Origin of the sequence: Paraburkholderia sp., from assembly GCF_036488795.1 — a bacterium.
Lineage (GTDB): Bacteria > Pseudomonadota > Gammaproteobacteria > Burkholderiales > Burkholderiaceae > Paraburkholderia.
Map to the genome: position 1 here is coordinate 12,810 of NZ_DASXHA010000134.1, position 24,783 is coordinate 37,592.

Sequence of the window (24,783 nt, forward strand, 5' to 3'; positions counted from 1 at the left end):
TTGCGCGGCGTCAGGCAGAGGAGGCACTCATGTGCCTGCATTTGTACGCGCTTCAAAGGCGTGGAGAACCGCGGCCATGTCGAAGCGTCCGTACCCCAATGCCTCTGTTTCACCGAACAGCGCGTAACAGACATCCAGCAATGGCGACGCGATGTGTGCGTCTCTGGCCGCCTCGGCGATGAGCCGATTGTTCTTTAGCACATCCGTGATCGACGCCTGGACATCGAAGTCGCGGTTGACCAGCTTGAGGATTTTTACGCGCGAAATGCCGCTTGCCATCTGTCCGGCGTCGACCACTTCGCGAAACTGCTGCATGTTCAGGCCATGACGTTCGGCGAAATGCGCGGCCTCCGCCAGACCCGTAACCGAAGTGATCAGAAACACATTGACGGCAAGTTTCATCAGCAATCCGCCTGGCACGGCTCCGCATATGATCGTCTGATGGCACATAGGCTGGAGCAACGCGCGGACCTGTTCGACCGCGGTGTGTTCGCCCGCCAGCATGGCGACGAGTTGCCCCGCTTCGGCGGGCTTGCGCGAACCCGAGACCGGTGCTTCCACGTAGCTGCCGCCGGCGGCGCGGATTTCGGCGTCGAGTCCGCGCGAATATTCCGGTGAGGTGGTGCCCATGTGGACGATCGTGTGCTGCGCGACGTTCGACGCGAACTCCGGAGTACGGCGGCCGAGGACGGCATCGATGGCGTCCTCGGTGGCCAGCATCAGGATCACGATTTGCGTTTTCCTGAAGATCTCGGCGGCGCCGGTGGCCACTGTCGCGCCCGCTGCGCGCAACAGTTCGCATCTGTCCGCGGAACGATTCCAGACAAGGAGCGGCGTTCCGGCGCGCGCCAGGTTGAGGGCCATGGGCTGGCCCATCACGCCCAGTCCAATGAATCCGATGTGCATCATGCCTCCCTGGCGGGCAGAAGTAGCGTCATGCTACGTGGATCAATGTGGCCAGCAGATTAGCGGCTAGAGGTAACGCGTGTCTTGAACGATTGTGCGCGGGCGAAAGCTGAATGCACGTCATGCGTCGGCCGTGAGACGCGGGGCAAGCGCGCAAGATCGAGCAAAAAGACAGGTAATCAGGGGTACGGATTGCCGCGCGTTGCCGGAAAGCTTTTACAATACATTTCGTCGGCGGATCTTCCAAACCCTTTAGAGGTCAAGAAAACCATGGATCAGATTTTAGCGCTTCGCCCATTCGTTCCTGCCAAAGACTTCGATCTCTCAAAGCGCTATTACCAGGCGCTGGGTTTCCGATTGACGCACGAGGACGACAGCATCGCAATCCTGAAGTTCGACAACTTTAGTTTCATTCTTCAAAACTACTACGCAAAAGAGTTCGCCGAGAATTTTATGGTGCAACTGCTCGTTCGCGATGTGGATGCCTGGTGGAAGCAGATCCAGCCAGACATGCTGGTGAGCGAGTTTGCCGTCAATGCGCCGCGTGCGCCCGCCATGCAAAGCTGGGGCATGAAGGTTGGCTTTATCTTCGATCCCTCCGGCGTGCTCTGGCATGTATCAGAGGTGCCGTTCTAGAGGGAGGCTTGCGTCTATGCTGCATGTATCGTTTAGCCGGCTTTGACTCTTCTATAGCCTGCGAACCAGGCACCGGGTTTCCTTCACGCCATTTAGCGTTATATAGTAGTGCGGTCCCGGCGGGTACTCATTAGACATCTATAAGAACGGGGAAATAGAAGATGGGCTTAGGCGCTTTAGCGGGAAAGACAAAAGGGGCGCTTGCGTGCGCAATCGTTTTGATTCTGGTCGCCTTCTCCGCCGTGCACATGGTGCCCGCTGGGCATCGCGGGGTCGTCAAGCTGTTTGGCGATGTGCAGGACACACCTCTGTCCGAGGGGCTACATGTGCTCAATCCGTTCGCTCGTGTGGTCGATTTCAACGTGCGGTTTCAGAGCGCAACGGCGACCAAGGCAGAGGGCGGCACGGCCGACCTGCAGGAAGTATTCGAAGACATCACGCTGAACTACGAATACGATCCGGCGCATGCGCCGTACGTCTATAACAACTTCGGGGACGATGCCGATATCGAAGCCAAGTTCATCGTTCCCGCGTTGTATGAATCGTTCAAGGCGGTCACGTCGCAGTACACGGCCGAGCAACTCGTGACTCAGCGCGCAAAGGTATCGCAAGACATCGTACAGAAGCTGCAAGCCAAGCTCACGAAGTATCGGATCATCGTATCGGACATCAACGTTCAGAATTTTCACTTCGATCCGCAATTTGCGGAGGCCGTGCGACAGAAGGTCGTGGCCGGTCAAAACAGACTGACTGCGGAACAGCAACTGGAAACGGCACGCGTTACGGCGCAGCAAAGAATCGTCGAGGCCGAAGGACAGGCGAAAGCGATCGCCATTCAGGCGCAGGCCATTCAGCAACAGGGCGGCACCGAATACGTTGCTTTGGAAGCGGTCAAGAAGTGGGACGGGCATTTGCCGCAGCAGTGGTCGGGCGCCCCCATTCCGTTCGTGAACCTGGCCACGCAAAAGTAGGCATAGAGTCGTTATGACGGCGTTGGCCGCTACGGCGGCCCAAATTCGAACCACCTTACGCGGTTTGGTACCATTCACGCTTTTAAAGATGGGCTAACACCAGCGTGACTCGCCAATTTGTATCGTCTGTACGCGCATTCTGTATCAAATGGATGGGCCGGCTTGCACGCGTGGTGGGCGCTGCCTTTAGTTTGCTCGTTGAACTGATCCGCTTCGTCCTGCGCCTGCTCAAGCCCGTGCTGGTAACGGCGCTGTTTCATGTGCGGCATCCGACGCGGCGCGGCATCCTGCTCACGCTCGTTACGCCGCCAGCATTGGTTCTGCTGTATGTAATCATGCTGATTCCGTTCACGCCCAGCATTAGCGACATTCGCAAGGCGCGGGTCGATCAGCCGGCGCAGATTCTCTCAGCTGACGGCAAGCTGCTCGCCGAATACAAACCGTCTAACCGCGAATGGGTCGCGTTGGCCGAGATCTCGCCTCACATGGTCGACGCACTGATTTCGACTGAAGACCATCGCTTCTACGAGCATCACGGCATCGACTGGCGGCGCACCGCGTCGGCGGCGCTGCATACGTTCGGCGGTGCTCGCCAGGGCGGCTCGACGATCACCCAGCAACTGGCGCGCAATCTCTATCCCGACGAAATCGGCCGTGCGCCCACGCTAACGCGCAAGGTGAAAGAAGCCATCACCGCGCTCAAGATCGAACTGGCCTATAGCAAGCCACAGATTCTCGAAACGTACCTGAACACCGTACCGTTTCTCTACAACGCGTACGGTGTGGAAATGGCTTCGCGCACCTACTTCGGCAAATCGGCGGATCAACTGGACATTCTGGAAAGCGCCACGCTGACCGGTATGCTAAAGGGCAACAGCTATTACAACCCGGTGCTGAATCCGGAACGCGCGCTCGACAGGCGCAATACCGTGCTCGGGCAAATGGTCAAATACGGGCGGCTGTCGCCCGCGGACGAAGCAAAGCTCGAGCGCAAGCCGTTGCGCGTCGATTTCGAGCGTCAAATCGAGCCGCCCGGGCCGGCGCCGCATTTTGCCCAGCAGCTACGCAAATGGCTGATCACGTGGGCCGATCGCAACGACTACAACATCTATTCCGACGGGCTGATCGTTCATACGACGATCGACTCGCGCCTGCAATCGATGGCGAGCGCAGCGGTCGCGTTGCAAGGCAACGCGCTGCAAGCCATCGCCAATTCGGCCTGGAGCGGACGCTCCGGCTGCGCGCCGGGCAACGATCTCTTCAAGACCTTCATGCGCGAAACGCCGGATTACCGCGCCGCGCGCAGTGCGGGTCAGAGCGATGACGAAGCGCTCCAGCATCTAGGTGCAGATCGCACGTTCGTGCGTACGCTGTGCCATGACAAGACCGAGGTGCAGGCGGGTTTTCTCGCCATTGATCCGCGCAACGGCCAGATCAAGGCATGGGTCGGCAGCCGCGATTTCGCTGACGAGCCGTTCGATCACGTGCAGCAGTCGCGGCGTCAGCCGGGCTCGACATTCAAGCCGTTCGTCTACGGCGCTGCATTTGCAAACGGCGCGAAGCCGACCGACACCTTCATCGATCAGCCCGTCGAAATACAACTCAAGGGCGGTGAGATCTGGCGTCCGAACGACGACGTGCCGCCCTCCGGCAAGCCCATGACGTTGCGCGATGCACTAACGTTTTCGCGTAACCGCATCACCGCGCAGATGATGGAAGACGTGGGTCCGGACAAGGTGGTGCGCCTCGCGCGCGCCATGGGCGTGCGCGACGGTCAGCTCGACGCGGTGCCGTCGCTCGCACTGGGCACGAGCCCGGTGACGATCAAGGAAATGGTGTCGGCCTACAGTACGATTGCCAACGACGGCGCGTACCTTGAACCGCGCATGGTCACGAGCATCGAGGATCACAACGGCAACGTGCTTGCGCAGTTTCAGCCGGCGACCCCGGAGCAGGCATTGCCAGCCGCCGCGGACCGGACGCTGATCGACGTGATGCGTGATGTCGTGAATCGCGGCACGGGTGCGAGCATTCGTTCGCGCTTCGGCATTCGCGCGGACGTGGCAGGCAAGACGGGGACGACGCAGGACAATGCCGACGGCTGGTTCATTTTGATGCATCCGCAACTGGTTGCGGGCGCATGGGTCGGTTTCGATGACGGACGCGTGACGCTGGGCAGCAACTATTGGGGCGAAGGCGCGCATACCGCATTGCCGATCGTCGGCGATTTCTATCAGCGCGCGTTGCGCGCGCGGCTGATCGATACGCGTGCACGCTTTGCGACCGACGTGCAACCGGGGATCCTTGATCAGTTCCGCGATAAATTGCATACGTGGATTGCCCATCTATTCGGATCGAAGCCGCCGGTGAAGGCGCCGGTAGCGCCGGTGCGTCACGCGTCGCCCAAGGCGGCGCCGCTTACACCTGCGCTCCCGGTAGCCCCGGTCACGCCACAAGCTACGCCGGCACCGCGTGAAATGCCGCCGTTGATCGGCGAGCCCGCTTCGGCGTCTCGATCTGCTTCGAGCGTCGGATCAAGCGGCATGGCCGCATCGGCAGCAACGAACGCCGCGCCGCCGCGAGAGACATCTGCGACGCAGGCGGCACCCGCAGCGAACGGCTCGCAAAGCTTCGGCACGTTCCCGTCCGAGGCGCCGGGTTCGTCGCCCACGCCCACGCCGGATGTACCGGAAGCACCCGCGGGTGCGAATGCCGACTGAGCGACTGTCAACTCATGCCGGGACTCGCTTCCGCTTTGCTTGCGAGACTCCTACGAGTCTCGCCGCAGACGCGAGATAAAGCGGCGAGGGATGGCGGCGGTCTTCGCAAAGACACGTGTAAGTCATCTTGATCACGTGATCGTCATCGGAGGCGACAGCCATCCTGCACACCTCGTTCCAATCCGCTGCGGCAAGCGGTACTTCGCCAGTTTCTTTCACGCGGCCGGCGATCGTCGCATACGCTGCACAAAGTGCAATCCACATCCCCGGCAGCAAGCGGCTGACCATTGAATCGGGCAGTCCGGCAAAGACGATGCGCGCGGCGTGCGTCGCGGTCACGGTGTGAAGCACCGTGAAGTCCGGCATGCGCCAGTAGGCGCGAAGCGTCGCGTGAGCCAGCTCGTCGAGACAAGCGTGAGCGGGGGGTGCGAGCACCGCAGCGCGAAAGCGCGCGTCGCTGGCCACGACGCCCAGGCGTGCCGTGATGGATTGACCCGGGACCACCACATCGCGCATCGCCTGGATCACGCGCTCGAAGCCTGCTTCGGCGCTTTCGGCCGGAGCGCTCGCGTCCAACTCAAGCTCGACGGGCAGATGCGACGACACGTAGGCGGCAAGCGCGGTGGCAATCTCGCCGTGGTGCTTCGCCTCCATCCCGTAAGCGAGGCGGATCAACGCGTGAAAGGCCAGCGTGGCGGGCGCAAACGGGGCTTCCTCCAATACGGTCGTGATGACCGGCAGAGCGCCCACATCCGTAATCCAGTTCAGAAAGCAAAGCCGCAACGCACCGAATGCGCCTTGGTTGCCCAGGTATTGCCACCATGCGTGGCGACGAACGATGGTGCCGACTGGCACCGCATTCAATGCGTACTCGCGCGCCCACATGTCGAAGAACGCTTGCAGCCGGGCCGGGGAGGCCCCCATTCGCGCTAACGCAACCAGCGCCATCGGACAATGGTTGGTGGTACCTCTAGCCGCCAGATCGAAGCCTGCGTTGGCATCGAGAAGCAGGTTCAGCTTGAGATGAACCGGGTCTTGTTGCATGAGGGCGTCTCGCAATCGAAGGGAGGTGCCTGATTATCAAAGTTAAAGTAAACTTGAAGTCAAGTGCTCATTTCGGGGAGCTCCATGAACGAAACCACCATCACCATTGGCGAACTTGCCAGGCGCTCCGGCGTTGCGGCAAGTGCGATCCGTTTCTACGAGGAGCAGGGGCTGCTCACCAGTACCCGGACGGAAGGAGGGCAACGGCAGTATCGCAGGGACATGTTGCGCCGGGTCGGTTTTATCCGCGCGGCGCAGGCGGTCGGGTTGAATCTCGCGGAGATTCGCTCGGCGCTTGCCGCATTGCCGGGGCAACGAACCCCCACCAAACAGGATTGGGAACGTCTGTCGCGCGCCTGGCAGCCGCTGCTTCAGGAGCGTATTGACGGTCTCATCGCATTGCGTGACCAGCTGGCATCGTGCGTGGGCTGCGGCTGCCTTTCGCTCAAAGCGTGTGCACTCTACAACCCCGAAGACGGCGCCCGGCGGCGCGGCAGCGGCGCCCGCTATCTGATGGGTGACACGGCGCAGGCGGTGCTGGCGGAGTGCAGTCCGGAGAAGCGCAAGAAGTGATGCCGGCAGGCCTGCTCGTTCGCCTTATTTCGACAGATGCAGCTTCTTTGACAAAACGATGCCTTTTTGCGGGCTGACCAGCCAGACGGCGTCGACGTTGGTGTAAAGCGTCGAGGTTCGGGTCGTGATGTCGGTAGGCTCGTCGTCGGTCGGATCGCTGTGATCGTGCCGGTCGCTCAGATAGGGCGGCGTCAAACTGCAGATGATCGCGATGGCGAAGTCGCCGTTCGCGTCGGCGAAAGCTGTCTGCGTAAGGGTCATGCGCCCGTGGACTTTGGTCTTGCTTTCGTCGTCGGCCTTGAGTCCGATCACGTCGATGTTCTGGATATAGCCCTTCGCTTTGGCTTCCGGCGCGATGACGAGCCCGCGCCCGCTCGGCCCGACAACCGTCTTCTTGAGCAGCAACACGCCGGGCTGATCGTCCGCGGAGAGGTCGACATCCACCGTCAGCAGATGCGTCCTGGACCGGTAGAGTACGCCATAGGGCACCGGCACAATAAAGGCCATTTCGCGGTCGAGATGATGTCTGGCCAGGTTGAGGTCCTGCGGCGCTTTTTCGGGCACATGAATCAACTTTTCGATGCGCCGCGTCAGCGAAGGTGAATTGGCGTGAATACTCTCCTTGGCCAGCGCATCTCTGATGGCAACGGGGTCGTCGCCGACAAAAGGCGCACTGGACAGGATGGAAGTCGAGACGGCAGCCGCAGCCGTGCTCGCCTGCGTGGGCGTCGACGCGCCTTGCGGCGCTGCGGCGTGCGCGAGCGTCGCCATGCAGGCGAGGGCGCACACGGTGTGCAAACGAATCAGCCGGTATTTCAGATCGGACACAATGGACTCTCCTGGACGAGGGAAGTCTATCGCAAAGCCTTGTCGGGTCAATGTGAGCAGCACACCTCCGCATTACTTTTTGTCGCCGTTTGCGGACTGGCCTGGGTCAGCTTGACCAATATCTGGGCGAACCCGCGTACGTCGACAGGTCGGCCGGCGGCTCGGGGTAGAGCGTGGAAGCAACACCGTTATATCTGATGGTATATTACGGTCTCGATTCTTTTGATGCGGCGCGCAACGAATCCACGGCAGTCTGAACTCCACCCGGTGCAGTCAACGCTTCCGCAACGCTCGCGCACTCACTGCGCCAGGCAAACCCAACGTGAAAGCCGTGAAGCTGTACGAGAAGCTAGCCACTAAGCTTGAAGAGCAGATCCGGAGCGGCATTTTTCTCCCCGGTGACCGCATCCCTTCGGTCCGGCAGACCAGTCAGCAGCACCAGTTGAGTATCAAAACGGTGTTGCACGCCTACCTTTTGCTCGAAAGCAAGGGGGTGGTCCAGAGTCGACCCAAATCGGGCTATTTCGTGCATCCGGAATGCGTGACCGGGCAGACGCCGGCGCATGAGCTGCGCGCTGCGAAGCCGATAGCCGTGTCCGCGCAGGTCGACGTCAGCCGCCTCGTTCTGTCCACGTTACGCTCGATTCACAACGACGCAATACCGCTTGGCTCGCCGTACCCTGATCCTTCGTTATTCCCGGTGCAAAAGATCGACGCCTACGGCGCCACGATTGGCCGCCGAAACGCACCTTGGGGCGCCGCCGATGAATTGCCGCCCGGTAACCCGGAGTTGATCAGGCAAATTGCGAAACGGTATGCGGAAAACGGCCAGGCGGTCGATCCGAACGAGATCATCGTAACCATAGGCGCGACGGAAGCGATCAATCTTTGCCTGCAAGCGGTGGCGAAGCCAGGCGACACGATTGCCGTCGAATCGCCCACCTTTTACGCCATGCTCCATGCAATCGAGCGCATGGGTTTGCGCGCGATCGAAGTGCCGACGCACGCGAAAAAGGGCATTGATCTTGTCGCGCTTGCGCGCATCTTCAAGCAGGAGCGCGTTGCTGCCTGCATGGTGATGCCGAATTTCCAGAACCCGCTCGGGTTCAGGATGTCTGAAACGAACATGCAAAGGCTGGTGGATCTATCGGCGCGGCATGCCGTGCCCCTCATTGAAAGCGCCGTCTATAACGAACTGTACTTCGGCGATTTGCGTCCCACTTCATTGAAGGCGCTCGATAAGCACGGGCTGGTGTTGCATTGTTCGTCGTTTTCAAAGAGCCTGACAACGGGACACCACATCGGCTGGGCCATCCCCGGCCGTTTCAGGGACCAGGTTGAGAAGCTCAAATTTCTCAATACGCTGACCACCCCCTCTATTGCGCAAAAGGCGATCGCCGAGTACCTGAATCACGAACGTTACGAGCATCATCTGCGCCGCCTGCGCAAAACGTATGAGCAGAATGCGAACCTGATGCGTACCACGATTGAGCGTTACTTTCCTGAAGGTACGCGAACGTCGCATCCTATGGGCGGCTACGTTCTGTGGGTCGAGTTGCCGCCGCAAGTCGATTCGCTCACGCTCTATGAACGCGCACTCGAGCGGCAAATTACCCTGGGGCCGGGCTACATGTTTTCAACGTCCAATGCCTATGGGAACTGTATCCGTCTGAATTACAGCTACGCGTGGTCGACGGCGATTGAAAACGCGTTGATCACGCTTGGCGAGTTGACGGCGCATCTGCAGCACGCACAAGAGCCGCGGCGCCGCATTCCGTAGGCACCGGATCGCTTACTTCGAGAACGGCTTCGCAACGAGCGCGGGATCCGTGGGCAAGATCAGCTGGGACGGTATGTGCTCGACGGCGCGACGTGCGGCGACGAAATACAGCACAGCGGGCACCGCGAGTCCAATGATCCAGGAGATATCCGCTCCATCGAGCGCATCGACCAGCGGACCCGTATAGAACGCGCTGGAAATGAACGGTAACTGCACCAGCACGCCGATCACATAGATGACTATGCCGGTCACATTCCAGCGTCCATAGCGTCCGTTTGGATCGTAGAGTGCAGGTACGTCGTAACGGTCGCGGGTGATGAAGTAATAGTCGACCAGATTGATCGCGCTCCACGGTGTGAAGAAGGCGAGCAGGAACAGGATGAACGACGAGAACTCCTTCAAAAACGCGTGACGTCCTGCCAGTGCGAGCCACATCGCGGCGCCGACCATCACCAGAATGTAGGCAAGCCGGCCGCGCGTGGACAGGCGGTTGTCGCCCTTGAAACCGCTGACCACCGTGGTGAGGGACATTACGCTGCCGTAGGCATTGAGCGTGGTGATGGTGATCTTGCCGAAGGCGATGGCGAAGTAGAGCAGGGCGGCGATGCCGCCGCTCGCACCCAGACCGACGACGAACGACACTTCATGTCCCGAGAATTGTTTGCCGGCGAGCGCGGCGGCGAATACGCCGAATATCATGGAAGTTTGCGCGCCGATCACCGAGCCAAGGCCAATGGCCCAAAAGGTTTTACGCGGTGAGGTCGAGCGTGGCAGATAGCGCGAATAGTCGGCCACGTACGGGCCGAAAGCGATCTGCCATGACGCGGACAATGACATCGACAGCAGGAAACTGGAGAGCGTGAAGTGGCGATTCGTCAGCAACGCGGACACGTCGTGGCCAATCAGCAGTTGCGCGAACATATAGACGAACGCAATCACGCCGACCACGCTCGCAATCCGCCCAATGCCGTGAATCACGCGGTAACCGAGCACCGTGAATACGACGATGATGGCGGTAAATACGACGATGCCCAGCGCGTCGTCCACATGCATTAGTTGAGCGACCGCCTGGCCGGCCAGCACCGAGCCGCTCGCCGAGAAGCCGACATACATCAGGCAAACCAGCGCGATGGGAATCACGGCACCGTAGACACCGAATTGCACGCGGCTGGAAATCATTTGGGGCAAGCCGAGTTGCGGACCTTGCGCGCCGTGCAGTGCCATCACCGCCCCGCCGATCACCTGCCCTAACAGAAGTGCGACTAGCGACCAGAACACGTCGCCGCCCAGCACGACCGCGAGTGCGCCCGTCACGATGGCCGTGATTTGCAGGTTGGCCGCGATCCACAGCGTGAACTGGCTCAACAGACCACCATGGCGTTCGGCGTCCGGAATGTAATCGATGGTGCGGCGCTCGGCAACGACGCGAGCCGGCGTGCGGTCATTGAATGCAGACATTGAAATCCTCTAGCCGTGGCGCCGCTGGTTGCGTATCGCCGGTTTTTAAAGTCTCGACCCATGCTTTCGGGGGGGCCCGCGCCGGACCCGTTCAGATGCGCGTGGCCGACCAGATCGACTGTAGGCGAATCAATATGTCTAGACAAGCTAGCTGCTTCATCGTTTACCCGGAAACTGCGCCCGGAGTCGATTTCATGAATTGCGGAGAAATGCCCTTGCGCGAAGCAGGATCCAGCGTTGCAACCTGCGCTGGAGGGCGCTGGAGTGCACCAGACAAATTGCGGATATGTCTAGCCAGGATGACCGGTGCCCAGCATTGCCGGTCAGTCACGAGCCGGCCGCATGCCCGAATTCGTGGCATTATCGCTCGGCACATTCACACACCAATGGAGGGGCACGCGTATGGCTACGTACATCGTCTTTACACGGGAAAGCACGCAGGATCAGGTTGAGCTCGACACTTACATGCAGAAGGTCGCGGCTACTTTCGTGGGGCACCCCATCAAGATACTCGCCGCCTACGGACCTCAACAGGTGCTCGAGGGCGACGCGCCGGAAGGTGTCGTGATCGTGGAGTTTCCCTCAACGGAGGCGGCGCGTGCGTGGTACGACGGTGCGGCGTATCAGGAGGTCGCGCAACACCGCTTCAAGGGATCGCGCTACCGCGCGGTGCTCGTCGAAGGCGTATGACGTCGGCGCCCCCGTTCCAGGCGCCGCGCCCAGTAACGTAATCGCGCCGGCGCCTCGATATCAGCGCGCGAGCGCCAAGGGCGCTCGCGTTGGCCTACGCGTTCTGGCCGACGCAATCCTTAACGCGGCTGATTCGCCGCGTTGCCGGTCTGGGCGCGTAGACGTTCTTCCTGCTCGCGCAGTTCGGGCGTGAAGTCAGCGCCAAAATCTTCAGCCTCGAACAGCGGCCGGATTTCGATTTCAGATTCGCCTTCCATCGGATTGGGGCAGCGTTTAACCCATTCCAGGGCTTCTTCCATGGACTTCACTTGCCAGAGCCAGAACCCGGCGACGAGTTCTTTGGTCTCCGCAAACGGCCCGTCGAGCACGGTTCGCCGACTGCCCGCGAACTGTACCCGCTTGCCCGCCGCGCTCGGGCGCAAACCTTCACCGGCGAGCATGACGCCTGCCTTGACCAGTTCTTCGTTGAAATTGCCCATGGCGGCAAGCAGTTCCGTGCTGGGCATCTTGCCGGCTTCCGATTGGGCGGTCGCCTTGACCATCACCATGACTCGCATTGAACATCTCCTTGAGTGGTTGTGAAAGCCGCGTACCCCGTGCGAGATGAGGTCGATCAAGCGGCTTTGATACGACGACGAATCGGGCGCGCCGAAATCGACGCCGATTCTAGAGGATTTGCTCCGCGCGCCCGCCATTTAATCTGACGAAACGATCCTGCGGCAAGCAGGACGGCCCTACACCGCACCAAAACCCGAACTTGGCGGATCTTCGCTGAAGCTTGGCGCATCTGATCGATGCATTCATCCGTAGCTCAAGTGAGCATATGGTCAGGCCATTGCCGCAACGCACTTGCGATTCTTGCGCCCACCGTATTGCCTTGTCGCGATTGCCTTGCGACCTTCAGGCCGCCACCGCAACGCCGTTCCATGCGCGTAGCGCCTTCCCATGCTTTACGGACTGGATGTCATGTTTGCCAAACCCATCAGCAACCCTAAGATAGCCGTCCTTGCCAGCCTGCTGATCGGCGTGATTGCGAGCGCCGCGTTTGTTTTGCGGCCCGCCGACGAGCCGCTTCCCGCATATCAGTCAGGCTACGAGCGTCATGACGCTGCGACTTCAGCCGCGTTGGAGCGCACTCCACCGTCCGGAACGGAGACGTCCGGGCAAATATTGCCGAGCCCACAGGCGAACGCTCGCGCAGATGCCGCTGTAAACCAGGTTCTCGATGCCGTGCGCGCCACGCTAAAGCGCAATGATCTTGCTTCTGCAAAGGTGTTGTTGTTGAGCGCGGAGCAGACTCTCAATAAGGATGACGTGCGCGTGCGCGCGCTACAAAGGGAGCTCGAGGCGCGCGAACAGAAGTCGGAGACGCCAGCGCCCGTCGTCGATGAAGCGAACCAGCAGAAGAGCGAGGCGTCGAACCGCTTTGCGACGCGCTCGTGGGCGCATGGCGACCGTACGCATCACGCGCGCCGCAGCAGTGCGCCGCAAGTGAGCCCCGCAACGAGTCGCGATCCGGCTGTCGAAGCGTCCACCCCACCCGTGACCGCTGCAGCGGCCGATGCCGCTTTGCTACGACCCGCCATGCCTGAAGCCGCTCCTCCGACGGCGCCTCAGGCGGTCTCCCAGACGGCGATCCAGGCGGCGACCCCGGTGGTTACGCAGGCACCTCATCCAGAAGCGGCCACCACGCAAGCCGCGCAGACAGTACAGCCCGAAGCGTGGACGCCCAGCGTGTCGCAGCAAGGTCCTAAAAGCCGCGAAGAGGTGCGCATGGAACTGGAACATGCCCGCGCGGACGGAGCGCTGCCGCGTTTCGGCAACCCCGATCCCGCTGGACCCGGTGGGGCGCCGAGCCGCACCGTCAATCCGGTGGCGCCGACTGGCTGGTAGCGCTGCGCGGCAAGCCCGCTGGATGTTCAGGCATGCGCAAGGCTAGCCGTGGCGCGCGTCGGCGTCCGCGTGGGCCACTTGTACCGGCGGCACGAACCATGCAAGCCCCAGCCCGACCAGCGCCGCCACGGCGGCCACGGCCAGGCCGACATGGATCGATTCCACTAGCGCACCGCGTGCTGAATTCATCATCGCGTCGCCGGCATGGCCTGCGCTCACGAGACGCGTGATCAAGGCGGCCTGCTCGTTGCGGTCGACCAGCAGTTCCGGACTCGCAAATGACTTGAACCACTGCGTGGCCTGATACGAATCCAGTGATCGATGCACGCTGCGGGTATAGAGATGTCCGAGCAAGGCGCCGGTCATCACCGTGCCTAGCATGCCGCCAAAGGTGCGCAGCGACTGCAGGAGCGCAGTCGCCGCGCCCAGATGATCGCGCGAGACGATCTGCTGTGAACAGATGGTGAGGCTGGTGCCCACCAGGCCGAGGCCGAGTCCGCTCATGCCCATGCATGCCATCCACACGAGATGGGGTTCGTTGCCTTTGAGCACGACCACGCTCAGCGAGGCGAGCGCAGACAACGCAAACCCCACGTACATGATGGCGTTGGCGCGCCGCAGACGCGTGACAATGCGGTTGTTCACCACGCTGCCCACTGTCGTGCCGAGCAGGAGCGGGGTGATCAGCATGCCTGAAGCGTGCGGCGACATCGCATAGCCGCCCTGAAACAGCAGAGGCACGTAAAAGACCAGCGAGAACAGGGCAAAACCGCCCAGCACCGACATGGCAAAGAGCGCGGCCAGTTTGCGATCGAGCAGCATGTCGACCGGCACGATCGGATAACCCATGCGCTGTTCCCAGAACCACAACGTCAAACTGCAAACAGCGGTGATGGAACCGAGCACGAGAGTCGCCGTGCTAAGCCCTTCTTTGGGGAGCAGTTCGATCAGCAATTGCAGCGCACCGAAGGTAACGGCCAGCACGAATGCGCCGACCCAGTCCAGCCGCACCGGACCGCTGTGCCGCGGATGGCGCAGATGCGGCAGGAAACGGTACACGAACAGGAGCGAGACGACTCCGATCGGCAGGTTGAGGAAAAACACCAGGCGCCATCCGCCGTATTGGGTCAAGAAACCGCCGAGCGTCGGCCCGACGATATTGGCGAGGCCGAACGCAGACGTGACGAACACCAGCCAGCGCAGGCGCAGCTTCGGATCGGGGAACAGATCGGCGACCGTCGCGAACACCGTGCCGATCAGAATGCCGCCGCCAATGCCTTGCAGGCCGCGTGCGATGACGAGGAACAGCATGTTGGCGGCCATGCCGCACAGCGCGGAGGCGGCGGTAAACAGAACAATCGCGGCGAGCAGAAACGGTTTGCGGCCGAACAGATCGCCGAGGCGGCCGAAGATGGGAATCGTGATCACCGAGGCCAGCATGTACGAGGTGGCTACCCAGGCGTACAGATCGAAGCCCTTGAGTTCCGCGACGATGCGCGGCAGCGCGGTGCCGACGATGGTTTGGTCGAGAGCAACCAGCATTGCCACACAGGCCACCCCGACCATGGCCAGCAGCGATTCGCGAAACGGCAGCAATTGCCTGCTTGGATCGTGCGTCGCGGTGCCGGGAGTCATGGCGTGCTCGCTGAGTTAAACGCTGCAGAAGCGTAGCGACCGAATGGCGCTACGTTGCAGACCGACTGTTGCATTCCCAATTGAAAGTGGCAAGCGTTTTTGTGCGCAGGCTCTCAGCGCAACCGATAACCCACACCCCTGATGGTGTGAATCATCGGACGAGTGCCCAGGGCAGCCAGTTTCTTGCGCAGCTGCCCGACGTGCACATCGATCACGTTGGTCGAGGGATCGAAGTGGAAACCCCAGATTGCCTCGAGGATCATCGTACGCGTCAGGACCTGGCCCGGGCGCCGCATCATGAATTCGAGCACGCGGAATTCAGTGGTTTGCAGAGTCTGGGTAGTTTGACCGTGAGTCATCATGCGCTTGACCAGGTTCAGTTCCAGGGCGTCGACGCGCAGCACGGTTTGCTCCGCCGGGAGGTTCTTTCGGCGGCGCAGCAGCACCTCCATGCGGACCAGCATTTCTTCACACGAAAATGGCATGCACAGGTAGTCATCGGCGCCGGCACGCAAGCCCTCAATGCGCTCGCCGACTTCGGATGTCGCGCTCATCATCAATACGGGGATGTCCATGCCGATTCCGCGCAGGTGCGTGACGACCGCGAGCGCGTCGAGATCCGGCAGCGTGCGGTCCAGAATCACTGCGTCATAGGGCTGCGCCATGACCTGACTCATGCCGGCGCGGCCCGAATAAGCCACGTCCACACTGAAGCCGCCTTCCATGAGCGCGGGTACGAAGTTGTGTGTTACACGCTCACTACCTTCAATCGTCAAGACATTTTTCATGGCCGGGGTACCGTTGATTCGCGCTGGATTCACGCGGCGTTCGTGTCTGCTGCGTGAGGGCGGGGATGTGGTTGTACTACAGCTAACACGGCGACTGCCTGGTTTATTCCCGATTGCCGGAAAGTTTGTCAGCGGTTCGTTTGTTCTCCAATCCAAATCAGTCTTTTTCGATTTCGCCGGGAATAAAGCGCGGCAAAGGCGGGTTCTCCTTCACGTAACCCCGAACAAATTCACTGGAGTTCGTCATGAAGAAGATTGCCTTTGCCGTGTTGTCTGTCGCCGTGTTTGCATCATCGAGCGCCTTCGCTGAAGGGAAGACTCGCGCACAGGTTTATCAGGAATTGATCCAGGCGCAGCACAACGGTCTCGACTACGTGACCGATACCTCGTATCCGGATGTGAGCCCGGTGTTCGCGCAGCAGGTGGCGCGCATGAAACAACAGGCGCAGGAATCGTCGGCAAACAATCAAATGTCTGTCGGCGTCGATGTATCGAATGGTAGTACTAACTAATTGTTTGAGGGACGCACGAGTTATTTTTAGAAATTCCGGAATATCCGGCGCAACCACGATGTTCACCTTGATGAATGCGCCACTTACCACCACCCCTGAGGAGTTGAAAATGAAGAAGCTTGTTTTGCTCAGCATGTCGGTCGCCGTCCTTGCTTCGACGAGCGTTTTTTCGAATGCCTTTGCACAGGAAAAGACCCGCGCCGAAGTTCGCCAGGAACTGATCCAGGCGGAAAACAACGGCTCGCGTTTTGTGACCGATACCTCGTACCCCGAAGTCAATCCGATCTTCGCGCAGCAGGTTGCCCACCTCAAGCAGCAGGACAACCCGGCAGTCGGTTCGGATATGTCCGGTTCCGCGCAGAGCGGCAAGCGTAGCGGCATGGCGGGCAAACCCAGCGGCACGTCATGCGTGGGACCCGCGAGCTTTTGCTCAGTGTATTTCGGCAGCTAATCGCGCGCCCTCGACCGTGCAGTTTTGACCTCAATCAATGCAGGAGATGGAATCATGAAAACGCTTCTCTGCCTCACATTAGCTGTCAGCGCACTCGCCAGCCCGGCGCTTTCCTTTGCCCAATCCACGAACACGCCGTTGACGCGTGCGCAGGTGTACGCGGACCTCGTTCGAGTCGAGCAGGCTGGCTATCGGCCCGAAGTAGCCGACGACGCGAACTATCCGGCTGATATTCAGACAGCCGAAGCAAAAGTCGCCGCCGAAGATCAGGCCGCCAACGAAGCGAGCGCAAGTAGCGCAAGTAGCGCGGACAACACCGGCACCGGCCCGGGCATGTCAGGAAGCAGTGCCAGCGGCGCGCACGTTCCGATGAACGGTAAGAGCAGCAACAACGCATGCGTCGGCCCGGTCAGCTTTTGTAATGTGTACTTCGGGAGCTGAAGTCGCCATGGCGAACCGTCCAGATCGCGAACCCGAAATCTCGCGCAGCCACAGCGTGGCGAGCCAACGAGGACTGCGGGGTTCGCGTCGGAGGTAGAGAACCGTATTCCTCGTCTGTTTATCGGGTTTGCCTGACTTGCACATCTGGTTGATCGCGCATCTGATTCAAGATGTGATGTGAGCACGTCGATGCACGCGCTGGCTGCTCCATCGAACCATGCGCCGGTTCCCGATTGCCTGAGGAGGCACCGTAAGATGAGACTCGCATTGGCAATGCTTGCCCTCTTTGTCGTCATGACGTGCGTCGCGGTGTTTGCGGGATCCTATGGAGAAAGCGTGGTGCGCATGGCCGGCTATGTCGCGACGATCGCCTTGGGCGCAGGCGTCGCCTTGCTGGTACAACACCGCAGAGAGCGCCGCACGAGCACTCGCCCGCCGCGCTAGGAAGGTCTAAACAGGCGCACCCAGTCTTAAGCTCACACCCACGCCAGCCAGCACACGTAAGTCCTACCGGGCGGATGTCGTTTTTTCCTGTCTGCGTGTTCTGCCCGCCTCCGACAGCATCCCCATTACCTTGTCCGAATCCGTCCAGCATCAGGGGACCCCCGCCGCGTTGCTGCGAAGTCGTTGCGCCCGCAACGTCGTATTATTCGACCTGGCCCGCAATTTGCATTTGAGTGTTCAGCCGCGAATGGCCAGTACTTCGTTCGCTCAGTTCGTTCAAGGAGGGCACATGAACAAGGACCAGATGAAAGGGATGACTCAAAAGGTCAAGGGCAAGCTCAATGAAGCCGTCGGAAAGGCAACTGGCAACAAGTCGCGCGAATTCAAAGGCGATTTGCAGCAGGTTGCGGGCGGAATCAGGGAGTCCTTCGGTGATGCGAAAGCGCGGCTCAAGAAGGCCGTCCGCTGAGCATGACGATGTGTTCTGGCGGCAGCGACCGCCAATTCACCCTTCGCCCCCTCGCGGCTTGTCTATCTATCATTCACATAACAGAAGGAACTCACCATGCGTCGCCGCCAATTCATTATTTCGACCAGTGCCGCCCTCGCTTCGACGGGTCTCGCGCTCGCCGGTTGCACGACGACTCCGCCTTCTTCCGCTACCGGCGAGTCCGCAGATGCCGGCAAACGCCGATCCATCAATGCGGGAGTCGACTCGACGCTAACGCGTCTTTATGAAACCGTGCACGGCTCGCACGAACTCGTCTCCAAAGCGCAAGGCGTGCTGGTGTTTCCGTCGGTCATTGCCGCAGGCTTCTGGGTGGGCGGCCAGTATGGACAAGGCGCACTGCGGGTGGGCGGTCAAACCGCAGGCTTTTACACCCTTGCAGCAGGATCGTTCGGTTTGCAGATTGGCGCGCAATCGAAGGCGGTTGTCCTGTTGTTCATGACGCAAGATGCGCTGAATACCTTCCGCAACAGCCAGGGCTGGGCAGCGGGCGCCGATGCGACGGTGGCGGTATTGAACGTCGGGGCGAACGGCAATGTCGACACGTCGACGGCAACGAGTCCAGTGGAGGCTTTCGTGCTCACCAACGCGGGCCTGATGGCGGGTGTCTCGCTGGAAGGATCGAAGATCTCGCGTCTCGTGATCTAGGCGTCTGCCCGGCCGGGCTCGTGGGCGTCGATGCAAAAAGCGGTGCGAGGACCTCCTCGCACCGCTTTTTTATCGGGTCGCGCTCGCCGGGAAACGCTCACCCGAAGTCGCTTACTTCGCCGCCCGCGCTGCTTCGACAATGGCGGCCGCCACTTCGGTCGGCTTCGACAGCATCGCCACGTGGCTCGCATTCACGTTCACCACCGTCGCGTTGATCTGCTGCGCCATCGCCGTCTGCAGTGCCGGCGGAATCATGCGATCCTGTCCCGTCACCACGAACCACGAAGGCTTGTTTTGCCACGCGGGTTGCGTCACCTTGTCGTCAGTACAGCCGGCGAACCACGGGCCTTGCGTCGCCGCCACGAGGCGCGCCTGGGCGACCGGCAGATCCTGCGCGAAGTCATGGATGATCGCGTCGGTGGAGAGCGTCAGATATCCTGCGGAATCCTTTTGCAGCGCCGCGGCCCACGCGGGCGCCGGCTTGCCCTTGAGGATGTCGTTGATGGACTGGTCTTTCTGCGGTGCGAACGCGGCAACGTAGACGAGCGCCTTGACCTTGTCGTCATTGCCCGCTTGGGTGATCACCGCGCCGGCCCACGAGTGGCCGACCAGAATCACCGGGCCGTCCTGCTGCTCGATCACGCGGCGCGTGGCGGCCACGTCGCCGTCGAGCGAACTGAGCGGATTCTGCACCGCCACCACATGCAGCCCCTTTGCCTCCAGAAGCGGAATGACTTTGTCCCAGCTCGAGCCGTCGGCGAAGGCGCCGTGCACCAGCACGACGTTTTTGCCTTTGAGGTCGTCATTGGAGGTAGCAGCGCTGGCGGGCGCCATGGCGCTGAGCGACAGGAGGCTGCCGAATATCAGCGTGGCGGCCAGACACTTTTTGAACAGGGTCTTCATAATATCGATCCTCATGGGGTAGTCGGGGGTGGGTCAGAGTGCGGAGTGAAGGATGCGCTGATCGGCCGGCTGGCTGTATCGGTCAAATGACCGAGGGGCTGCCGGAGCCCGGCGGTGCAACCGGGCGGCCCGGGCGTCAAACGAACACAGGTCGACATCGATGGCAGACGTTTCAACTATCCGGGCGCTCGACGCCGTCAAGGCGCTGGCGTTCATCGGCGATCTCAGCATGGGACAGCCAACCGATCATTCGCTGCGCACCAGCTGGCTGGCCGCGCGGCTCGCAGCCGAGGCCGGCCACGACGACACCCGGTGCGGCGTCGTGAAGGCCGTCTCGCTGCTGCGCTGGTCCGGTTGCACCGCCAATGCAGCGGGCTTTTCCGAGTGGCTCGGCGACGATATCGGCGCCCGCGAGGCAATGCTCGCCATGCGGCCCGGCTGGGCCGGCGAAGCCGAGACGCAAGGACAGGTGGAGGCGGCCATCACGCCGCTCGCGCAGATTCACTGTGAGGTGTCCGGCGAAATCGCCCGCATGCTGGGGCTCGACGACACGACCCAGGCGGCGCTGCGGCACATTTTCGAAGCATGGGATGGTCGTGGCCTGCCCGAACGGCTCGACCGCGCGCAGGTGCCCGAAGCCGTGTTTGTGGTGGCGCTTGCGAGCGACCTCGAAATCCTCAGCCGCGTCTACGGACTGGACTCGGCGCAAAAGCTGATTGCGCAGAAGGCCGGGCGTCAATATCCCGAGGCGCTGGCGCGAATCGCCGTCGCGCAAGCGGGCGCATGGCTCGCCGAACTGGACGGGCACAATGAGGCGGACCGTGACGCGCCGCTGGACGCGCTGCCCATGCAGCAGGGCACCGCACCTGAAATCGTCGCGGATGTGATCGACCTCAAGCTGCCGTGGATGGCGGGTTATTCGCGTCGCGTGGCCGAGGCTGCGGCAGGTTGTTGCGCGCGCCTCGGTTGCGACGCCGAGATGCGCCGCTCGACTTACCTGGCCGGCCTGCTGCACGGCATGGGACGCATGGCGGTGCCGAACACCATCTGGAATACGCCGGGGCGTCTGTCCCCGGCCGCGTGGGAGAAAGTGCGCCTCGTGCCCTACTGGACCGCGCGCGCCGGCAAGCAGATCGGCGCGTTGGCGCGCGAATCGGAGATTGCGTCGCAGGCCTATGAACGGCTCGACGGCTCAGGCTATTTTCGCGGCACCGCCGGCGCGGCGCTCGGGCGGGAAGCCCGGGTGCTGGCGGCCGCGGCTTGCTGGGTGGCGTTACGCTCGGCGCGGCCGTGGCGTGGCGCGCTGTCGGTAGATGACGCGGCCAGGCTGCTGGGCGAGCAGGTGGCGGCCGGACGCTTCGATGCCGACGCGGTGGGGGCGCTGGTGTCCGGCGCGATCTCGCCCGAAAAGGACGCGCGGGAGGCGGTCGCCGAGCGCACGAAGCCGGCGCGCGGCGCGCTACTGTCGCCGCGCGAGGCTGAGGTGTTGCGGCACATCAGCCTCGGCGCAAGCAACAAGGAGGTCGCCAAGGTGCTGCTGATGAGCCCGAGCACGGTGCGCACCCACGTGGAAAGCGTGTTCCGCAAGCTCGAATGTTCGACGCGGGCGGCGGCGACATTGAAGGCGTCGACGCTGGGTCTGATCTGAACCTGAACCTGACAGAAGCACTTGCCGCGAGCGCGCGCCGCCCGCTGCATCCAGACAAGGCCGGCAGAGGCTACTTGCCGCCTTCCGGATAGTCCGCGCCGACGGTCGTGGCTTCCCAGGTGTCGAAGTCGTGGCGCAAGCTGTCCAGCTTCTTGCGCGCCAGCTCGAGCGCGGTCTTGCCGAGCAGCAGGCGCAACGGCGGCGTATCAGACAGCGCGGCGTCGATGATGGCCTGGGCGGCCCGCACCGGATCGCCCGCCTGGTTGCCGCTGCGCGCGGCGGTCTGCTTGCGGCGCTCGCCGGCCGTGGCCGCGTAAGCGTCGATCTGCGTGGCCGACTGCTTGATCGACGGTCCCGCCCAGTTGGTGCGGAACGGGCCCGGTTCGACGATCAGCACGTCGATACCCAGCGGCTTGACCTCGGTGGCGAGCGATTCGGAAATGCCCTCCACGGCGTACTTGGTGCCGTGGTAGTAGCCGGTCGCCGCAAAGCTGGTGAGGCCGCCAATCGACGACACATTGACGATCAGACCGCTGTGCTGCTTGCGCATCACCGGCAGCACGGCCTTGGTCATGTCCACGAGGCCGAACACATTGGCTTCGAACATCTCGCGCACCGCCGCGTCTTCGCCTTCTTCAATGGCGGCCAGATAACCGTAGCCGGCGTTATTCACGAGCACGTCGATGCGGCCGAAGCGCTCGCTGGTTTTGGCCACCGCCTGGTCGATCTGCTCGCGCCGGGTGACGTCGAGCGGCAGCACGAGTGCGCGGTCGGCGTGGCCCTCGGCAAGGTCCGCGACCTTCGACGGATCGCGCGCCGTGACGACCGCGCGCCAGCCGCGAGCCAGAACCAGCTTCGCCAGTTCGCGGCCGAAGCCGGTGGAACAGCCCGTGATCAGCCAGACGGGGTTGTCTCGATTCATCATGTTGGAAACTCCTGTTCAGGTTGCAAAGCTTGCAGTCGTTGCAGGGCTTGCAACCGGCAAACGAAGGGAATGTGCAGGGCAGAAATCGCAGCCGTGGCAGGCATACGCCGGCACGCCATTGACGGTTGCGACTAGCGTGCCTCGCCGGTCTCCGGTCAACCCGTTGAAACTGCGTGGGGCCGGTGGCGTCGCCTGATGTGGATGGCGCGTCGAGTCGCTGACCGCGCGAGAATGCGGTGGCTCGATGAAGTGGGCGGCAAGGGCAGCAAAGCCATTGTCGCCGATCTGCCGATCCGGCGTGATAACCCTGCTCGCTGTCGGGGCATCCGCGCAGTGGCGGGGTGTCATCCCGTGCAAAAGCTGGCGTGGCTACTGACAGCACGCTGGCAGGAGCCCCTTCGTAGAATCGCTCTCAACATCACATTCGCGCCTTATGCAGCGGGCGTTGCGGAGATCGAGCCATGAAGAAGACCTATCAAGGCAGCTGTCAGTGCGGCAAGGTCCGCTTCGAAGCGGATATCGACCTGAACGCGGGCACACGCCAATGCCACTGCTGGATCTGCTCGCGCGCGAAGGTCTGGGAAACGCTGGTCGAGCCGGAAGACTTTCGCTTGCTGGCCGGTGAAGCGGAACTCAGCAATCCTCCGTTCGGCGCGCCGCGCTGCCAGTATCGGGTGTGCCGGACGTGCGGCGTCGCGAGCTTCGGGCGTGGCTATCGCGAGACGACGGGCGGCGAGTATGTGTCGATTGCCGCTGCGTGTCTGGACGCTGCGCAGCACGGCGCCACTCAGGCGGCGCAGCCCGTCGAAGCGCGCCGCCGCGCGGCTAGCCTTTCTGCTTCTTCAGCATCGCCCTGATCTCGGCGCCCGCCTTCGGACGGCCGAGGTCGCTGGCGGCGAAATGGCCGATCATCCGGCTGGTCAGATCGACCGTCACATAGTCGTTCGGCGCCTTTGCGCTGACACCGTCGCTCGCCGAGTGATATTCGATGCGCAACTGCGCGTCGGTGACGATCACGCGCAGATAGCCGAAGTTGACGTCGTCGTAGTTTTCGAGCACGACCTGATCGGTCGTCTTCGTGGCCGTTTGCACGATCTGCGGCACGCGCAGCGTGGGCTCGCCATGCTTCGAGAGTTTTGCCACTGCGTGACCGCCGTTGCCGCATACAAGGTACGGAATCTGCGTGCCGTCGGCGCCGCGCGTGCGCGTGAAGCGCTGATAGTTGTGCGCGTGGCCAGACAGGAATGCGTGCGGCCACACCCCCGTTTTTTCGCAGATCGCGTCGATCTGCGCGAGCAGTTCCACACTCCAGCCGTGCCGCGCGACGGTATAGGGCGGATGATGATCGGCAATCACCAGCGCGCCGGTGTACTTCTCCGCCTTGACGCGCTTGAGCGCCGCTTCGAGAAAGGCGAGCTGGCTCTTGCCGATATGCTGGCTGTCCGCAATCACACCCGGGTCTTCCAGCGTATTGCTGTAGAGCACGAGCACGCGCAGAAAGGGGGCTTCGAAGGTGAAAAACACGCCCGGCTGAATTTGTGCGGTGCGCGACAGGCCGCCGGCATCGGGCGTGACCGTGAAGGTTTCGGCGCAGAAGTTACGCAGATACGCGGTGAGGCTCGTCGCGTGCGCCTCGGGCGACACCATGCCGTCGTGATTGCCCGCGCAGGCCAGGATAGGCGCCGGATAGTCGCGATACGGCTCGTAGAACTGATCGTAGTAGTAGCGGCCTTCGCCGAAGTCGTAGACCACGTCGCCGAGCATCAGCATGAACTGCGGCACTTCCTTCGCGTCGGCTTCGACAAAGTCGGCCGTCATCTTGTCGGCCACCTGGTTTTGCGTGGCCGGTCCTTTGGTATTGCCGCAATCGCCGGTGGCGTGAAACACGAGCTGGCCGCGCTTGACGATCTGTTTGATCGCGGCGGCATTGGCGCCCAATACCTGCTCCAGCGTCAATTGCGGCTCGGTTCCACCGCGCGGCGCGGGAAACGGTAGCGGAAACAGCTTGTGCTCTGCGTTGAGCTTGTCGATTTCCTTATAAACGCTGGCGTCGGACGGATGACGTACGCGAAAGACCGTCGGGTCCGGCGTGGGTTCAGGCTGCGAGAAGACGGGCTTCTGCAGGGGGCGCGGCGCGAGCGTCGTGGAATTCGCGGAGGTGGCCGCCGTCACGGCGTTGTCGGGGAGTGCGGTGTTACCGGTTGCAGCGGAGGTGGATGTTTTGCGGCGGGATTTGCTGGAGGGGGATGTCGATTTTGCTTTGTCGGCCACGCGAAGACTCCCAGGACAGTATTGAAGGTCGGCATGCAGCGGGGCCGTGAGCGAACGGTTCTTCGCTCAAAGCCCGATCCGTCACATCAATATATGAAACGCTGGAAATT

The 24,783-nt window shown here is 61.8% G+C and carries 25 protein-coding genes; 15 read left to right on the plus strand and 10 right to left on the minus strand.

The features are described 5' to 3' along the window. Positions 1 to 27: 27 nt before the first annotated feature. Positions 28 to 906 carry an NAD(P)-dependent oxidoreductase gene (locus VGH41_RS19420; RefSeq protein WP_331599184.1) on the minus strand — a complete coding sequence of 293 codons (879 nt, stop codon included), beginning with the start codon at positions 904 to 906 and terminating at the stop codon, positions 28 to 30. Between the two features lie 84 nt (positions 907 to 990). On the opposite strand from VGH41_RS19420, the gene VGH41_RS19425 reads away from it, so the two are divergent. The 3 genes from VGH41_RS19425 to VGH41_RS19435 all read left to right on the plus strand — a co-directional run bounded on the left by VGH41_RS19425 (position 991) and on the right by VGH41_RS19435 (position 5,233). Beyond that, on the plus strand, positions 991 to 1,542 hold the full coding sequence (locus VGH41_RS19425) for a hypothetical protein (RefSeq protein WP_331599152.1): 552 nt from the start codon (positions 991 to 993) through the stop codon (positions 1,540 to 1,542). Positions 1,543 to 1,760: 218 nt separating this feature from the next. Further along, positions 1,761 to 2,513, plus strand: coding sequence for a prohibitin family protein (locus VGH41_RS19430; protein ID WP_331599153.1), 753 nt, complete (start codon positions 1,761 to 1,763; stop codon positions 2,511 to 2,513). Positions 2,514 to 2,665: 152 nt separating this feature from the next. After that, complete coding sequence (locus tag VGH41_RS19435) at positions 2,666 to 5,233, plus strand: penicillin-binding protein 1A (protein ID WP_331599154.1); 2,568 nt, start codon at positions 2,666 to 2,668, stop codon at positions 5,231 to 5,233. A 12-nt stretch (positions 5,234 to 5,245) separates the two neighbouring features. On the opposite strand, the gene VGH41_RS19440 is transcribed toward VGH41_RS19435, so the two are convergent. Then, positions 5,246 to 6,277 (minus strand): questin oxidase family protein, encoded by a 1,032-nt coding sequence (locus VGH41_RS19440; RefSeq protein ID WP_331599155.1) that lies wholly within the window; start codon positions 6,275 to 6,277, stop codon positions 5,246 to 5,248. 84 nt (positions 6,278 to 6,361) lie between these two features. Between VGH41_RS19440 and soxR the strand changes: the two genes are divergently transcribed. Next, entirely contained in the window at positions 6,362 to 6,850 is a 489-nt protein-coding gene (gene soxR, locus VGH41_RS19445) for a redox-sensitive transcriptional activator SoxR (protein ID WP_331599156.1), read from the plus strand. Between the two features lie 24 nt (positions 6,851 to 6,874). On the opposite strand, the gene VGH41_RS19450 is transcribed toward soxR, so the two are convergent. Then, positions 6,875 to 7,678, minus strand: coding sequence for a hypothetical protein (locus VGH41_RS19450; RefSeq protein ID WP_331599157.1), 804 nt, complete (start codon positions 7,676 to 7,678; stop codon positions 6,875 to 6,877). 331 nt (positions 7,679 to 8,009) lie between these two features. Here VGH41_RS19450 and VGH41_RS19455 point away from each other — a divergent pair, with 331 nt between their 5' ends. Next, on the plus strand, positions 8,010 to 9,458 hold the full coding sequence (locus VGH41_RS19455; protein WP_331599185.1) for a PLP-dependent aminotransferase family protein: 1,449 nt from the start codon (positions 8,010 to 8,012) through the stop codon (positions 9,456 to 9,458). A gap of 12 nt (positions 9,459 to 9,470) precedes the next feature. Here VGH41_RS19455 and VGH41_RS19460 read toward each other — a convergent pair whose 3' ends face one another. Then, entirely contained in the window at positions 9,471 to 10,916 is a 1,446-nt protein-coding gene (locus tag VGH41_RS19460; RefSeq protein WP_331599158.1) for a cytosine permease, read from the minus strand. A gap of 402 nt (positions 10,917 to 11,318) precedes the next feature. On the opposite strand from VGH41_RS19460, the gene VGH41_RS19465 reads away from it, so the two are divergent. Continuing rightward, on the plus strand, positions 11,319 to 11,606 hold the full coding sequence (locus tag VGH41_RS19465) for a DUF1330 domain-containing protein (protein ID WP_331599159.1): 288 nt from the start codon (positions 11,319 to 11,321) through the stop codon (positions 11,604 to 11,606). Positions 11,607 to 11,725: 119 nt separating this feature from the next. Here the strand turns inward: VGH41_RS19465 and VGH41_RS19470 are convergent, their stop codons facing one another. Beyond that, the gene (locus VGH41_RS19470) at positions 11,726 to 12,163 is read right to left on the minus strand and encodes a YciI family protein (RefSeq protein ID WP_331599160.1); all 438 of its coding nucleotides are present in this window, start codon (positions 12,161 to 12,163) and stop codon (positions 11,726 to 11,728) included. 409 nt (positions 12,164 to 12,572) lie between these two features. Here VGH41_RS19470 and VGH41_RS19475 point away from each other — a divergent pair, with 409 nt between their 5' ends. Beyond that, a complete protein-coding gene (locus VGH41_RS19475; protein WP_331599161.1) occupies positions 12,573 to 13,499 on the plus strand; it encodes a hypothetical protein in 927 nt (308 codons plus the stop codon). Between the two features lie 42 nt (positions 13,500 to 13,541). Here VGH41_RS19475 and VGH41_RS19480 read toward each other — a convergent pair whose 3' ends face one another. Further along, the gene (locus VGH41_RS19480) at positions 13,542 to 15,134 is read right to left on the minus strand and encodes an MFS transporter (RefSeq protein WP_331599162.1); all 1,593 of its coding nucleotides are present in this window, start codon (positions 15,132 to 15,134) and stop codon (positions 13,542 to 13,544) included. A gap of 113 nt (positions 15,135 to 15,247) precedes the next feature. Beyond that, positions 15,248 to 15,922 (minus strand): response regulator transcription factor, encoded by a 675-nt coding sequence (locus tag VGH41_RS19485; RefSeq protein ID WP_331599163.1) that lies wholly within the window; start codon positions 15,920 to 15,922, stop codon positions 15,248 to 15,250. A gap of 245 nt (positions 15,923 to 16,167) precedes the next feature. Between VGH41_RS19485 and VGH41_RS19490 the strand changes: the two genes are divergently transcribed. The 6 genes from VGH41_RS19490 (at position 16,168) to VGH41_RS19515 (ending at position 18,926) form a co-directional block, all read left to right on the plus strand. Next, positions 16,168 to 16,434, plus strand: coding sequence for a DUF4148 domain-containing protein (locus tag VGH41_RS19490; RefSeq protein ID WP_331599164.1), 267 nt, complete (start codon positions 16,168 to 16,170; stop codon positions 16,432 to 16,434). A gap of 109 nt (positions 16,435 to 16,543) precedes the next feature. Continuing rightward, positions 16,544 to 16,885, plus strand: a complete 342-nt coding sequence (locus VGH41_RS19495) for a DUF4148 domain-containing protein (RefSeq protein WP_331599165.1) — start codon at positions 16,544 to 16,546, stop codon at positions 16,883 to 16,885. Between the two features lie 51 nt (positions 16,886 to 16,936). Further along, the gene (locus tag VGH41_RS19500) at positions 16,937 to 17,326 is read left to right on the plus strand and encodes a DUF4148 domain-containing protein (RefSeq protein WP_331599186.1); all 390 of its coding nucleotides are present in this window, start codon (positions 16,937 to 16,939) and stop codon (positions 17,324 to 17,326) included. 255 nt (positions 17,327 to 17,581) lie between these two features. Further along, positions 17,582 to 17,770 (plus strand): hypothetical protein, encoded by a 189-nt coding sequence (locus tag VGH41_RS19505; protein ID WP_331599166.1) that lies wholly within the window; start codon positions 17,582 to 17,584, stop codon positions 17,768 to 17,770. A gap of 289 nt (positions 17,771 to 18,059) precedes the next feature. After that, the gene (locus VGH41_RS19510; RefSeq protein WP_331599167.1) at positions 18,060 to 18,239 is read left to right on the plus strand and encodes a CsbD family protein; all 180 of its coding nucleotides are present in this window, start codon (positions 18,060 to 18,062) and stop codon (positions 18,237 to 18,239) included. A 96-nt stretch (positions 18,240 to 18,335) separates the two neighbouring features. Continuing rightward, positions 18,336 to 18,926: a BPSL1445 family SYLF domain-containing lipoprotein gene (locus VGH41_RS19515; protein ID WP_331599168.1), complete on the plus strand. Its 591-nt coding sequence runs from the start codon at positions 18,336 to 18,338 to the stop codon at positions 18,924 to 18,926. Between the two features lie 111 nt (positions 18,927 to 19,037). Here the strand turns inward: VGH41_RS19515 and VGH41_RS19520 are convergent, their stop codons facing one another. Next, positions 19,038 to 19,829: an alpha/beta hydrolase gene (locus tag VGH41_RS19520; RefSeq protein ID WP_331599169.1), complete on the minus strand. Its 792-nt coding sequence runs from the start codon at positions 19,827 to 19,829 to the stop codon at positions 19,038 to 19,040. Positions 19,830 to 19,989: 160 nt separating this feature from the next. Between VGH41_RS19520 and VGH41_RS19525 the strand changes: the two genes are divergently transcribed. Then, positions 19,990 to 21,477 (plus strand): HD domain-containing phosphohydrolase, encoded by a 1,488-nt coding sequence (locus VGH41_RS19525; RefSeq protein WP_331599170.1) that lies wholly within the window; start codon positions 19,990 to 19,992, stop codon positions 21,475 to 21,477. A 70-nt stretch (positions 21,478 to 21,547) separates the two neighbouring features. On the opposite strand, the gene VGH41_RS19530 is transcribed toward VGH41_RS19525, so the two are convergent. After that, positions 21,548 to 22,402, minus strand: coding sequence for an oxidoreductase (locus VGH41_RS19530; RefSeq protein WP_331599171.1), 855 nt, complete (start codon positions 22,400 to 22,402; stop codon positions 21,548 to 21,550). A 461-nt stretch (positions 22,403 to 22,863) separates the two neighbouring features. On the opposite strand from VGH41_RS19530, the gene VGH41_RS19535 reads away from it, so the two are divergent. After that, complete coding sequence (locus tag VGH41_RS19535) at positions 22,864 to 23,259, plus strand: GFA family protein (RefSeq protein WP_331599172.1); 396 nt, start codon at positions 22,864 to 22,866, stop codon at positions 23,257 to 23,259. On the opposite strand, the gene VGH41_RS19540 is transcribed toward VGH41_RS19535, so the two are convergent. Beyond that, positions 23,228 to 24,673: a metallophosphoesterase family protein gene (locus tag VGH41_RS19540; RefSeq protein WP_331599173.1), complete on the minus strand. Its 1,446-nt coding sequence runs from the start codon at positions 24,671 to 24,673 to the stop codon at positions 23,228 to 23,230. The genes VGH41_RS19535 and VGH41_RS19540 overlap by 32 nt on opposite strands. Positions 24,674 to 24,783 lie beyond the last annotated feature (110 nt).